General features: G+C 36.3%; 13 protein-coding genes and 1 pseudogene. 4 read left to right on the top strand and 10 right to left on the bottom strand.

Annotation, left to right across the window (positions count from 1 at the left end; genetic code table 11):
* The first annotated feature begins 108 nt into the window (after positions 1-108).
* A complete protein-coding gene (locus O4O04_RS18655; RefSeq protein WP_272533378.1) occupies positions 109-516 on the top strand; it encodes a DoxX family protein in 408 nt (135 codons plus the stop codon).
* Here the strand turns inward: O4O04_RS18655 and O4O04_RS18660 are convergent.
* From O4O04_RS18660 to O4O04_RS18675, 4 genes and pseudogenes are all read right to left on the bottom strand, one after another.
* The gene (locus O4O04_RS18660; protein ID WP_272533379.1) at positions 499-708 is read right to left on the bottom strand and encodes a hypothetical protein; all 210 of its coding nucleotides are present in this window, start codon (positions 706-708) and stop codon (positions 499-501) included. The genes O4O04_RS18655 and O4O04_RS18660 overlap by 18 nt on opposite strands.
* Positions 709-751: 43 nt before the next feature.
* Entirely contained in the window at positions 752-1,447 is a 696-nt protein-coding gene (locus O4O04_RS18665; protein ID WP_272536146.1) for an MFS transporter, read from the bottom strand.
* Positions 1,448-1,472: 25 nt separating this feature from the next.
* A complete protein-coding gene (locus O4O04_RS18670; RefSeq protein ID WP_272532316.1) occupies positions 1,473-2,729 on the bottom strand; it encodes an IS256 family transposase in 1,257 nt (418 codons plus the stop codon).
* Positions 2,730-2,849: 120 nt separating this feature from the next.
* A pseudogene (locus tag O4O04_RS18675) lies at positions 2,850-3,485 on the bottom strand (MFS transporter); the annotation flags it as partial.
* Between the two features lie 129 nt (positions 3,486-3,614).
* Between O4O04_RS18675 and O4O04_RS18680 the strand changes: the two are divergent.
* Genes O4O04_RS18680 through O4O04_RS18690 form a run of 3 tightly spaced genes read left to right on the top strand, consistent with a single transcriptional unit; the run spans position 3,615 to position 5,063 of the window.
* The gene (locus O4O04_RS18680; RefSeq protein WP_272533380.1) at positions 3,615-3,833 is read left to right on the top strand and encodes a (2Fe-2S)-binding protein; all 219 of its coding nucleotides are present in this window, start codon (positions 3,615-3,617) and stop codon (positions 3,831-3,833) included.
* Positions 3,830-4,480, top strand: coding sequence for a RibD family protein (locus O4O04_RS18685; protein WP_272533381.1), 651 nt, complete (start codon positions 3,830-3,832; stop codon positions 4,478-4,480). Before O4O04_RS18680 ends, O4O04_RS18685 begins: the two co-directional genes overlap by 4 nt.
* Positions 4,464-5,063, top strand: a complete 600-nt coding sequence (locus O4O04_RS18690; RefSeq protein WP_272533382.1) for a biosynthetic peptidoglycan transglycosylase — start codon at positions 4,464-4,466, stop codon at positions 5,061-5,063. The genes O4O04_RS18685 and O4O04_RS18690 overlap by 17 nt, the downstream gene beginning before the upstream one ends.
* Before the next feature lie 67 nt (positions 5,064-5,130).
* Here O4O04_RS18690 and O4O04_RS18695 read toward each other — a convergent pair whose 3' ends face one another.
* The 6 genes from O4O04_RS18695 to O4O04_RS18720 all read right to left on the bottom strand — a co-directional run bounded on the left by O4O04_RS18695 (position 5,131) and on the right by O4O04_RS18720 (position 12,650).
* Positions 5,131-6,129 (bottom strand): hypothetical protein, encoded by a 999-nt coding sequence (locus O4O04_RS18695; RefSeq protein WP_272533384.1) that lies wholly within the window; start codon positions 6,127-6,129, stop codon positions 5,131-5,133.
* 147 nt (positions 6,130-6,276) lie between these two features.
* On the bottom strand, positions 6,277-7,215 hold the full coding sequence (locus O4O04_RS18700; protein ID WP_272533385.1) for an energy transducer TonB: 939 nt from the start codon (positions 7,213-7,215) through the stop codon (positions 6,277-6,279).
* The gene (gene ruvB, locus O4O04_RS18705; protein ID WP_272536147.1) at positions 7,160-8,152 is read right to left on the bottom strand and encodes a Holliday junction branch migration DNA helicase RuvB; all 993 of its coding nucleotides are present in this window, start codon (positions 8,150-8,152) and stop codon (positions 7,160-7,162) included. The genes O4O04_RS18700 and ruvB overlap by 56 nt, the downstream gene beginning before the upstream one ends.
* A gap of 38 nt (positions 8,153-8,190) precedes the next feature.
* A complete protein-coding gene (locus O4O04_RS18710) occupies positions 8,191-9,357 on the bottom strand; it encodes a trypsin-like peptidase domain-containing protein (protein ID WP_272533386.1) in 1,167 nt (388 codons plus the stop codon).
* 25 nt (positions 9,358-9,382) lie between these two features.
* On the bottom strand, positions 9,383-10,984 hold the full coding sequence (locus O4O04_RS18715) for a methyl-accepting chemotaxis protein (protein WP_272533387.1): 1,602 nt from the start codon (positions 10,982-10,984) through the stop codon (positions 9,383-9,385).
* Between the two features lie 91 nt (positions 10,985-11,075).
* Positions 11,076-12,650 carry a methyl-accepting chemotaxis protein gene (locus O4O04_RS18720; protein WP_272533388.1) on the bottom strand — a complete coding sequence of 525 codons (1,575 nt, stop codon included), beginning with the start codon at positions 12,648-12,650 and terminating at the stop codon, positions 11,076-11,078.
* Between the last annotated feature and the right edge of the window lie 24 nt (positions 12,651-12,674).

Consider the following 12,674-nt stretch of genomic DNA (forward strand, 5'->3'; position numbering starts at 1 on the left):
TTTCGAATAAATGGACTTTTTGTAACCTTTACCTTCAGTTTGAGAATTAAATCAATATCTAGAGTCGGATTTCTTTAGATTTGTATTTAATTTGCGGGGTTTCTAAGAATGCTAAATGTATTTTATTGGATATTTAAGATAGTTACTTCTCTAATAATTCTCCAAACTTTGTTTTTCAAGTTCACTGGGGCGCAAGAGTCTATTTTTATTTTTGAGAAAATGGGATTAGAACCTATAGGCAGAATTGGATCAGGAATTTTTGAATTAATTGCTATAATTTTGCTTTGGAATCCAAAAACATCAATTCTGGGTGCCCTCTCGATTATTTTTATTATGCTAGGAGCGATCGCAAGCCACATTTTTATTCTAGGAATTGAAGTTCAGGACGACAAAGGTCTGTTATTCGGTCTTGCTCTTACTTCTTTTGTAGGCGGATGCTATCTTTTTTGGTATTCTATGTATAAAAATAAAACGCAAAGTGTGGAATTTTCAAAAAAACTATTTCTGAATGAGTAACTGAGAAATTGTTCTCTCATCGGTTACATATTTTTTCTTAAGATAGAAAATCGCATTATTAATAAAGCGAGGAGTTTGCTTACCAGCATCAAGAAGATCCAATTTGATACTCGTCAATTCGTCTATGGTAGTCAGAGCCAAAATCCTTTGGCTCTGATGGGTTTCAAATTCATCTTCCATATCAAAATTCATAATGAATATAGATTCTAATATTAATTAGAATTCATTCCCCTAGTTAACCCTTAGACGGTTCCTGGAATGCCTTAGCTTGTTCAATTCCTCGTTTCTCATCGACAAAGTAATTCACAAGCAATGATAAGAAATAAAACAGCGCAACAATTAGGAATGAATTTCGTAGAGTCATAATTGTTTGTAGACCGCCGAGTGCCAATAGACCTAAGGCAGAAGCTACTTTACCAGACAAGCCCCATAATCCATAGAATTCTCCAGTTTTGGTTGGAGGTGAGAACAATCCGACAATAGCTCTACTTGCTGACTGAGTTGCACCCATACCCAATCCAGCTAAGATTGCAATTGCTATAAAAACCCATTGTGTTGTCCATTTCAGACCTAATGATACAGCAAAATATGTAATATCATTCACAAAGTAAATTAACATGCAAGTTGTTATCCATAGAATCAATGTTAGATTAAATGTTTTTTTAGCACCATAACCATCTTGCAATGCTCCAAAAGCAAAGGCACCAATAGCAGCTGAAATTTGGAGAAATATAAACATGAATGCAACTTGTTCAGAGGATAATTTTATTTCTTGTTCGCCATAGATAAATGCAAATCCTATAACAATTCCATGAGATGCCATTGCAAAAAACAACGCGACTAAATAGATCATAAGATCTTTGAATTGAGAAGCATCTTTTAGAGTTTTCACAACTACATTCGTAGCATGACCTAAATACGAAAAGGAGATTGTCCCAAAAACCGTTAGAAATCAATTAGGCGGATAAAGATATATTCATCTCTGTAAAGTTTTCTTCAATTACTTTTTTATTGGCTAAATAATTGGATAGAAATTTTTCTATTTCTTTGTATCCTTTTACTTTTCTGAAATGAAGCTCTTGTGCATATAGGAGAGCTGCTGTCCATCGTGTTGTCATGTCTCGATTTTTACGCCACCTTTTTACTCGGTTCATTTGAAATCTTGGATGTGAAAAGGCTGAATCAATGGGATTCGTTGATTGAAATGTTTTTCGAATTTCGATTGGTAATTGGATTCTATGACAAGTCAATAGATTGTCTTGACCTTCTAACAGACTCATCTTAGCTGTTTCACTGATATTCCCTAACCAATGTTCCATTGCTTTCAAAGATTCTTTAGCCTTCGAGTATTCATTCAAATTGAAAATTGCTTTATATTCAATTTGAAATTCATCATGATATTCTTTGGGCAAGCACGCTTTTATATTTCTCATTTTATGTAAAATACACCTTTGGTGATCATAGTTTTCACCAAAGTATTGCTTAATGCCTTTCTCAATTCCTTTTGAACCATCTGAGACAACCAAAACCCGTTCAGTAAGTGAAATTTCACGATCTTGTAGTTTCCTTAAAGCAGATAATACTATTTCAGAATGTTCACTTGAGCCTTGTACCACCGACAAAAAATGCTTGTGTCCTTCTTTATCTACACCTAATACAACTACTATCACTTCATCCGCTACATGAATACCATCAATGAAAATGGAAAAGAATTCTTTGCCTGGAAATTTTCTCGTATTCAGTTTGTTAAAATGTGCTCTAGAAGCATTTACAAATTCTCTGGATATCTTTGATTTTGAAACTCCAAGTTGCTCAGATACATCTTTCAAGCATTCTCTAAATCGCCGTGTCGTTAGACCAGATACCATCAGTTTGAAAACAATTTCTCCAAGATCTGCTTCGGATTTTAAATTTGCATAGCTTTCTAGTAAAACTTCTTGTCCAGATTTTCTGACTCTTGGTTTTTTGATTTTATGTTTCTGACCCAATATTGGAACAAAAACATTCTCTGAACCTGCACGATATGCTAGACTTTCTTCTACTTTACGGCTAAATCTTTTTCCGCATAGGGCTTCGATTTCCTCTTCCATGATCTCTTGGATAAATTCTAAGGATTTTTTTCGGATTTCAGTTTCTATGTTTGATTTTAAAAAAGATCGAAAACTATCAATATTCGATTGACTATTCGATGTGGTTGTGTTTTTATTTTTCATTGGTGGAACCCCTTTATGATTTTGTTGTCCAAAACTATATTATGGACGGGTTCCGCTTTTTTCAATTCCTAACGGTTTTTGAGTCTAGCTCTACGAAAAGCCAGGAGGGCGAATCGATTTTATCTTTGGTTCATCTAACAAAAGAAAAGTGGGAATGGCTGCAACAAAAAAGAACATTGCAGTATATGGACCGACCCATCTTAAGTTATCGTAATTTTCTGGAATTATATCACCGAGTGTTTGCGCAAGTGCGACCGATCCCAGTCCACCAAAGTAACCAATACCCCAAGCATAGCCCGAGATCTTACCTAGTGTCTCCCTATCACCTAAAAATGGCAAAAATGAAGACACGATATTCTCGGTTGATGTAAAACTGAAAAATGAAACGATTACCAAGATCATTGCTAACCAAATCATGCCTGGATCAACAAAGTATAGAAGAGCTGTTGGTATTATACATAAAAATGAAGTTATAATCAAAGCTTTCTTCTTAGTTGGAGAAAAGTCAGTGATTGCACCTAGAATCGGCGCGGTAAAAACCACAAGAATATAACCGATAGCTTGGGCAATTGACCAAAGTAGATTACCATAGGCAAAAGGAGTTTCTGATGTAGGATCGCCAGGAACAACAAGCATTGTAAAAATATTACAATATATAACGCTCACGATAACGGTGGTGTACGAAGAGTTCGCAAAGTCGAACATGCACCATCCAAATATCTGTTTTTTCTGAGACTTCTTTTCTTCCTGAGACATAAAATACCTAGTTATCCTTATTCAGTATATGGGAGAATTATAAGAATGAGTTAGAAAATGTCAAATGATTATGATAAAAAAAGGTGGCTAGTTTAACCTGTTAAGCTAATTTTTAACAAGGAACTGGGTATGGAAGAAATTGACTTATATTCTTTGATGAGACCCAGAAAAACTTGTGTTTGCAAACAGGTTAGTGAACAAGAAATCATACAGTGCATAAAAGATGGAGCGACTAGTGTAGAGGAAATCTCTCAGAAAACTCTCGCTTCTACAGGATGTGGAACCTGTTACGGTGCAATTACTAGAATTTTGGAGAAACAGTTGAAGACAATTAGGACAGAAAAATGAAACAAATCCTTGCGATAAATATGGCAATGACTCTAGACGGAAAGGTAGCTCGCCCCGATGGCAAATGGCATGGAATGACAACCGAAAAAGATAAAAGACAGATGGATATCTATCGTTCCAATTCGGATGCTCTAATCGTCGGTAAGAATTCTATTACAAATGATAATCCGTTCGTAAAATTGAGATTTGTGGAAAATGCGATCAATCCAAGACCTGTGATTTTGATCAGACGTGGGAGCCTAACACCCGATAAACGAATCTTTGAAGAATCAGATCATACACCGCTCGTAATTTGCACTCGGCAAAACAAAAAAGAAATTGAAGAAAGTCTACGAAATCGAGTCGATATTCAAGCATTGGATTCGGACGATATCGAACCTAAGAAAGTTATGGGCATTCTATCCAGACTTGGATATGAAAGAATACTTCTGGAAGGTGGACCAAAGCTTAATTATTCCTTCTTTCGGCAAGGATTGGTCAATCGCATTCATTTAACTATTGTGCCTTATCTTATTGGTCAGCGGACATTGCCTTCAATCGCTGATGGTGATGTTGAAATTCCTGGTTATGAAAAAGCAGATTGGAAGTTGACTTCATGCAATAAAGAAGGAGATGAAATTTTTCTAATCTATGATCGCAAATCTTGAGCGAGTCGGAATCTTTTCGTTAGCATTTATTTCATTTTTCGCAAGTATATCTCTCATTTATATACTTACAACCGAGGAACTTTTTTTTCTCTTCAAAGAAAATTCAATTAAATTCCTGCCAGACCAATCTTATTCAAAAGAACTTCCTGACAATTGGGTATCTATCTACGAATTGCCAAAAGGTTCTGAGACTATCTTAATCAATATCGAAGATAAAAAATACTATAATCATCAAGGCTATTCTTTATATGATATTCATTCTGCCTTATTTCATAATTTCTTCTTAGAAAAAAAATTACGGGGTGCAAGTACGATTACGCAGCAACTAGCTAGAACTCTTTTTTTAAATCGGGAAAAGACAATTAAACGTAAACTAACAGAAATTCGAATTGCAGTAGCATTAGAACGAAGCCTCAATAAGAAAGAAATTTTAGAGTACTATTTAAATACGGTTTATTGGGGTCGAGGTTTTAACGGAATCTATTTCGCATCTAAATACCATTTTCAAAAATCCCCGAAGGACTTGAATTTAGATGAATTTCGAGAACTTGTACAAAAATTAAAAAGGCCAGATCACAAATAAAATTTAAAGGAAAGAAATTTATGTAAATATTTTATTCGATTAAATTAAACAATCATAAATTCTTTTATCATCGCATTCCTTGGTATAATATAGCTTTTTGAATCAGATCGAAGCAGACTTTTGAGTTCTTCAAATGGCATAGAAATGGTAAGAATATTTTGTACGATTTCTCATCAGTTAAAAATTTTGCATAGACACCCGCAAAACTTACTTCTTCAATTTTGGAAATAGGAATTTTCATATAACCATATTTTAATATTCCTTTTTCTATACGCAAGGGCTTTGGAAAATGAACTCTAAAAGCGACATAGATGGAAAACAAAACGGCAAAGATTATATGCGAATTGAAGATAAATGCAAATACGATACTTATAATATCTGGATTATCGATATAAAATAGTTCATAACTTCCAGATGCGATAAAAAACATAGAAGATATAAAAAGTAAAAAGGCTATCGGTATATAAAGAAGATAACTTTTATCATGACTCGTTAAAGTAAGACCTCTTCCATCTAAAGAAATTTCAAACAGATCACCAGGTCTGTAACGCGGAGGAAAATCGTCCATTTCAACTTTTCCTTTCATCGTTTCATGATAAGGAAGGTCAAGTTCGTTGGCTTGTCGCAAAACTCCTTCTCGATTTCGCAAGGGAATTCCCGTTGATTTCGACAGATCTTCCGCTCGCTCGCGAATTTTTATCTGATCTGCAGATTTCTCAATAAGAAATCCAATCTTTTCGTAGTCCTTTTCTATCTTATCAAACTTCGGATATTTTGATTTTAAATTCCCTAAAGTAGATTCTTCTAAGACAACCGAATATGTGTAATACGTGTTCGAAGACTTCTGATGCTTAATTGTATATTGTGATAAACGAATTTCTTGAATAATAGAAGTTGATACTTCCCCGACCAAATCCTTTCCAATAAAAAGTTCTAGACGACCTGTTGAAGGATTGATCTGGATTTTTAATTTCTTCTTGGAAAGAATAAAACTAAATAGAAATATCAAGCCAAAGATAAAAGTCCAACTAAACAAACCAATAATTAGAGATATATCTTCTTCCATTCAATTTCCTTCCTCAACCTATCAGATTAAAATATCCATATCAATATTAGAATAAACCCATATACATTAAACCAAAAAAAATCTAATCCATAAAAAGGCTCTAAGCTAAATCAACTTAAGCAGCTGAAACATTAAAACTGGAAGAGTTTATCGAAAAATTCCAGGAAATATAAAATTTATTCCGAAAATCATACCTTTTGCTTTCACTTCTTCAGGAACTACGCCAAAGTTTTGACCTCGTATAGAATCCATGCAGGCTCGATCAACAAGTTCTTGACCTTGCGAACTCACAAGGCGAACATCTAGAACTTTACCTTGATCGTTTAAGAGGAATTGTACCTTCGTCATTCCAGGTTTGATTCCTTCACGAACAACGGTTCCAGCAATATCTCGATAGGCAAAGTTTCCGCCACCGGGCGGAGCAAAAGATCCTTCAATTTGTTTGAGCATATTCTTAAAATAATGATAACCAGCAAGTTCCTTTGTAGGAACTGTCATAGCACGATTTCCATCCCAACGAAAAAGAAAATCCTGCTGAAATCGATAATTGAATGGGATTTTCATCATCTGACCCGTCTGACTTGGATTAGATGGAGTCGGTTGCAATGCAGCTACGGTTACTGGATCAGATTTATAAATTCCAACTTCAAATACATCCTCTTCTTTTTTCATATTCTCTTCTTGAGGTGTTGGATTATTGGAAGGTTGATTCGTAGTTCCGAATATAAATTCTCGAAAAGGTGAACTTGTATGAAAGCCTTTCTCTTCCGTCAATCCACCACCACCAGCACTATCTCGATCTGAGAGAGCTTTATACTCGTCCCTCTTTTCAGGGTTTATATGCTGCTGTTCAACTAACACTTCATAGATTTTCTCGCGATCTTCACGCATCTTGAGCTCGGATACAGGTTCCGAACCTAGCACTTTCCATAGAAGATTTCTGGTTATGAGATGCCCTACAAATAAAGATATAATTAAGAATACAAAAGCTGCAGACAGAAGTAGACGTGAATCTCCCTCCTCTTCTTCTTTATACTGAAAAGAGAGTAGCTTCTTCTTTACCGTAGTCCAATCCAAGATGCTCATATGCCTTCCTACTTGCCACGCGCCCCTGAGGTGTGCGATCAATCAAACCTATACGAACAAGAAATGATTCATAATTATCTTCAATCGTTCTTTCTTCTTCACCAATAATTGCAGAAATTGGTTTCAATCCAACTGGTCCACCATTGAATCTATCTATGATGATTGTTAGAATCTGCCTGTCAACCCCATCCAATCCCAAACTATCAATTCCCATTCTTTCAAAAGCCATTTTACAGATTTTTTCGGATATAGTTTTCTCAGACGCAACTTCTGTGAAATCTCTAACTCTTTTCAATAAATGATTCGCAATTCGTGGTGTCTTCCTCGATCTCTTTCCAATCTCATAATCAATTCCTTTTGCCAAAGGAATTTTTAGAATGCTGGCTGATCTTGCCACAATAATTGCCATTTCTTCATCTGTATAATAATCAAGCTTGAGCTGAATTCCAAATCGATTGCGAAGAGGTTCGCTGACAATCCCAGATCGAGTCGTTGCCCCAACCAAAGTAAAGGGCTTTAAAGGAATTTGAATTGCTTGTGCAGTCATTGCCTCGCCTGCAACAAAATCCAAAATAAAATTTTCCATAGCTGGATAGAGCAATTCTTCTAATTTTTTTTGGAAGCCGTGTATCTCATCTATAAAAAAAACTTCGCGTTCTGTAAGTTGTGTTAAGAATTTTCCTAAGTCAGCACCTTTTGATATCGCTGGAGCTGAAGTTGGTGTGAACGCTACGTTCATTTCATTCGCAATGATAGTTGCAAGTGTTGTTTTGCCAAGTCCAGGCGGTCCAGAAATCAAAACATGATCCAAACCTACGCCACGTTTACGAGCTGATTCAATATAAACTTCTAGATTGGAAAGAAGTTGTTTCTGTCCAACAAAGTCATTCAGCTTAAGTGGTCGAAGACTTGGATCATCCTCTCCGTTTCTTGCGATGGCGGATGCACCGCTATTATTTTCTATGTCGTCGTAGTTCAGTTCGGTCGTTCTCTCGGTATGATAGATGCAATAATCTCATTTTTCTTCCGAGTGAATCTGATTTCTATTCTTTTTCCTATTTTAGAAGCACGAACATAGTTGATAAGCTCTTCTGGTGATTTTATATCATTCCCTTCATATTTTGTAATCACATCATTGAGCTGCAAACCGGCCTGATCAGCTGGTGATCCTTTTATGATTTGTCGCACAATCGCCCCATTGAGTGAAGATAATCCTAGTTGTGCTTTATCTTCTTCGGTGACATTGTCAAGACCAACGCCAAGCCATGGACGAATGACTTTTCCATTTTGTCGAAGTTCTTCAGCAACGCGCTTCGCTTCATTTATTGGTATAGCAAAACCTATCCCAACAGATCCTCCACTCTGAGATGCTATCATTCGATTGATACCAACAACTTCTCCATTGATATTCAAAAGCGGCCCGCCACTATTTCCTTGGTTAATCGCAGCATCTGTCTGAATATAACTTAGTCCAGAAGCATCAATGCCACCCCTTTGAATAGCACTCACTACTCCAACTGTAAAAGATTGTTCGAATCCAAGTGGCGCTCCAATTGCAATTGCCCAGTTACCTACTCGAACTTTCTCGCTATTGCCAAGTACTATTGGAGTTATCTCTGATTTGCCGGCTTTAATTTTCAATAAAGCAATATCCATCAATTCATCGGATCCTATGAGCTGGGCTTCAAAAGTTTTCTGATTCTTTAATTTAACAGTGAGTTTGTCCATGTCCTTAACAACATGGTGATTTGTCATGATATAGCCTTCTTCGTTTAAGATGAGTCCTGATCCTAAACCTGTTTGCTTCTGCTTCATTTGCTGACCACCAGGACCATTAGGTCTTCTTCCGAAAAAATGCTCGAAAAAAGGATCCATTGGAATCTGTCTATTGCTTATATCTACCGTACGCTCTGTAGCAATAGATACAACACTTGGACTCACTCTGTCAAAAACTTCTTGAAAAGCATTCTCAAGTGTTATCGCTTGAGCAATGGCTGGAGATGTCTTGCCACTTGGGTCTGCTGTAAGATACAAACTTCCCGATCTCTGATCACCACAAGTTAGGATGGGTGACAAAAAGGTTCCTATCCAAATTGATATAGCGACAATCGCTAAAATGCTAGATTTACTTGTCTTGTTCATAGTCCTTCCGACCTGTTTTTGTATATTAGACAGACAAGGAAGAAGCTTGGTTTTCCAATTGATTGATTGTTTCTTGCAGGATATGTGAATTCGCAGCAAGATTTGAAACAGCTGTATCCAATGAACCAATAGCCTTGGTGACTTGATCGCTCGTCGATGTTTGCTCCCGAGCATTCAATTCAATTTCTTGCGATACTGTACGAATTGCTTTTAGATCAGTGAGAATTTCTGTGTTGATTTCTTTTTGTTCACGAATTCTTTTCGTCAAGCGGTCAATCTGTTCGCCCAATTCCGCATATCCAGAATGTTGAATGGTTACTTGCGAAGATGTTGCTGAAGCGGACTCACTTCCTTTTTTTATTAAGCCCGCTGCTTTCTTGATTATCTTTTCAATCTGACTTGCGTTCTCGGCACTGCTGTCTGCAAGTTTTGCAACTTCTTGAGCTACTACTGCAAAGCCTCGTCCATGCTCACCCGCTCGTGCAGCTTCGATAGAAGCATTCAAAGCAAGTAAATTAGTTCTATCTGCGATCTCAGACATAATCTGATTTACTTCACTCACTTTATTGAAAGACTGATCAATCTCTCGGAGTATTTCATCTAGACTTCTGATTGAATCTGATACAAGCTCACCTGAACTTCTCGAAGCCATCATCCTTTCCAGAATAAATTCGGCTGCGTGTGAGACATCAGCAAGAATTCCTTCCAACTTCTCTGATTCAGTAGTAATACTATCTATTTTATTGTATTGAACGCGGATATGTTGTTCTGAACTAACTACACTTGCTGAAAATTCTTCCATAGATGCAGAAATTTCTTCAACGCTTGCTGCTTGGTTCACCAATTGAGAGTTAAACTCTTGAATTGCTTTATTGAATTCTTTAACAGTCCATGAGAAAATTTCTCCAATGCTACGAATTCTTTCTCTTTCATTTTCGGCTCGAATTTTATCTCGCTCAGATTCTTTGAGGTTTAGTGCTTCATCCTTAATGCGAACAAGTAATTTGATCACATTGTTGATAAGAAATCCAGCTGCGATTAAGAAGAGAATTTTTAAAATCTCAAAAGATAGACTCGCACTTCTTGCTTTTTCCACGATGCCAGGTGAATCAGAAAGCTCTACACCTTGACTCACTCCGAATACAAGAATCATTATAAGAAGAATAGCCGCATACCCAGTTAAGTATAGAATCAAGCTTGCGGAGAATAAGAAAGCCGAATATATAAGAACAAAATAGATGGTAAGATAGAGAATTGGATTCTTGATTTGCAATGCAGCTGCTTCGGCTGTACCCAATAGTCCCGAAAAAATAACTGCAAATGATACAGTAACATCTAGAAAGAGAAAAAACTTAGCGCACTTTGAACTCAATGAGTGGTTCTTAAGCATCCACCATTGCATACAACCATAACTGAACATGACTGAGATTCCTACAGAATAGCTCAAAATTTGAATTTCCGTTATTCCATGTATTGATCCCAACAAAGCCACTAAATAGAAAGCGACTAGAGTGAAGCGAATTCTGTTAATAAATACAGGCCCCATTTCTTGAAGGGCCTCGATGGATATTTTACTTTGATCTTGTCTTGAAAAATGTGATTTGGATAGCATAAACTTTTTGTTCACTATATCCGACCACTGAAGAGAATCTCAAGGGAAAAAAATTATTTCTGTGTGTATTTATAATGCAAATCGCATAAAATATAAATACAATATATCAATTTGCTAGGGCATGGGATTGATTTTCTAGCAGATCAATAGTTTCTTTGATCGATTCTGAGTTCTGAGCTAAATGAGAAACGGCACCTTCCAGAGAACCAATCGCATTAGTTACGTGATTGCATGTTTCTGTTTGTTCCTTAGAATTGGATTCAATTTCCTGCGAAATAATTCTAATTTCTTTGAGCGAAAATAATATCTGGTTATTAATCTGCTTCTGTTCTCGAATTTTTTGTGTTAGTCGGTCTACCTGTACATTGAGTTCAACATATCCAGATTGTTGTTCGGTAACTTTTGACGAAGTCTCTGAAGCTGAATTACTTCCTTTTCGAATTAAGCCACCGGCTTGCTTGATGATTTTCTCTATAGTACTAGCATTCTCAGCACTACTCTCTGCTAGTTTTGCGACTTCTTGAGCTACCACTGCAAAGCCTCTTCCATGCTCTCCCGCACGCGCGGCTTCAATAGAAGCATTCAAAGCTAGCAAATTGGTTCGATCCGCAATCTCTGACATGATCTGATTTACTTCGCTTACTTTATTAAATGAAAGATTGATTTCTCTTAGAATTTCGTCTAACTCACGGATAGAACTTGATACCATTTCCCCGGAGGTTCGAGATTCCACCATTCTATCCAGAATAAATTCTGCAGTTCCAGAAACCTCACCAAGTATTCCTTCGAGACGCTCTGACTCTTTGGTAATTCCATCTACTTTATTGTATTGAGATTTTATATGATTGGCAGAATGAATTACAGAAGAACTAAACTCTTCCATAGATCCAGAAATTTCTTCCACACTTGATGACTGTTCTTGAAGTTGTTCATTGAATTCGGTGATTGATTGATTGAGTTCGATGACCGATTGAACCAGTAACTCACCGATACCTTTGATCTTTGCATTAGCGCTTTCGATTTTGGATCGATCATTTTCTGCTGTTTCATATCGAACATTTGCTTCGTCTTTCATTTTGACTAGAAGCTGAACCACAGCGCGAATAATATATCCTCCTGCAATAATAAAGAGAATTTTGAGAATTTCTCCAGAATAGCTAGTCTTACCTAAAGCTTGAGAAGCCTCTATACTTTCTTCAAAAACAATCCCTTTATAATAGCCTAACACACACATCAAAGATAAAAGAAAGCCTGCATAGTAAGCTGCACCGAGAACAAAATTGGGAGAAAATAAAAATGATGCATAAGCTAAATAGAAAAAGTACAAAATGAATAAAACTGGATTTCTAAATATTTGCGTACCAATCTCAGGACTTTCGAACACTCCAGTAATTGTCACAGCACAACTTATAGTTATATCTAATAGAACAAAAAATTTAGCGATGTTCATGCTTAATTTATTCTGACGAATCAATAAGTATTGAATTCCCCCATAGACAAACATAGAGATCGTTCCAATCATATAACCAGTCGTTTGGAGCGTAGTGGAGGTTTCAATTGTTGAGATTATAGCAAGAATATAAAAACCAGCTAAAGAAAATCGAATTCGATTAATATAAATCGGTCCAAATTTTTCTAAACCACGAACATCAATAGTCTTTTTCGAGAGAGGCTTATGCATTGTAAAATCCACAATATGTAATCT

The sequence above is a fragment of the Leptospira sp. GIMC2001 genome (assembly GCF_028462125.1).
Classification (GTDB): Bacteria; Spirochaetota; Leptospiria; order Leptospirales; family Leptospiraceae.

Coding starts and splice junctions, on each gene's coding strand:
- O4O04_RS18655 (WP_272533378.1), top strand. CDS start 109: ATGCTAAATGTATTTTATTGGATATTTAAGATAGTTACTTCTCTAATA.
- O4O04_RS18660 (WP_272533379.1), bottom strand. CDS start 708: ATGAATTTTGATATGGAAGATGAATTTGAAACCCATCAGAGCCAAAGG.
- O4O04_RS18670 (WP_272532316.1), bottom strand. CDS start 2,729: ATGAAAAATAAAAACACAACCACATCGAATAGTCAATCGAATATTGAT.
- O4O04_RS18680 (WP_272533380.1), top strand. CDS start 3,615: ATGGAAGAAATTGACTTATATTCTTTGATGAGACCCAGAAAAACTTGT.
- O4O04_RS18685 (WP_272533381.1), top strand. CDS start 3,830: ATGAAACAAATCCTTGCGATAAATATGGCAATGACTCTAGACGGAAAG.
- O4O04_RS18690 (WP_272533382.1), top strand. CDS start 4,464: ATGATCGCAAATCTTGAGCGAGTCGGAATCTTTTCGTTAGCATTTATT.
- O4O04_RS18695 (WP_272533384.1), bottom strand. CDS start 6,129: ATGGAAGAAGATATATCTCTAATTATTGGTTTGTTTAGTTGGACTTTT.
- O4O04_RS18700 (WP_272533385.1), bottom strand. CDS start 7,215: ATGAGCATCTTGGATTGGACTACGGTAAAGAAGAAGCTACTCTCTTTT.
- O4O04_RS18710 (WP_272533386.1), bottom strand. CDS start 9,357: ATGAACAAGACAAGTAAATCTAGCATTTTAGCGATTGTCGCTATATCA.
- O4O04_RS18720 (WP_272533388.1), bottom strand. CDS start 12,650: ATGCATAAGCCTCTCTCGAAAAAGACTATTGATGTTCGTGGTTTAGAA.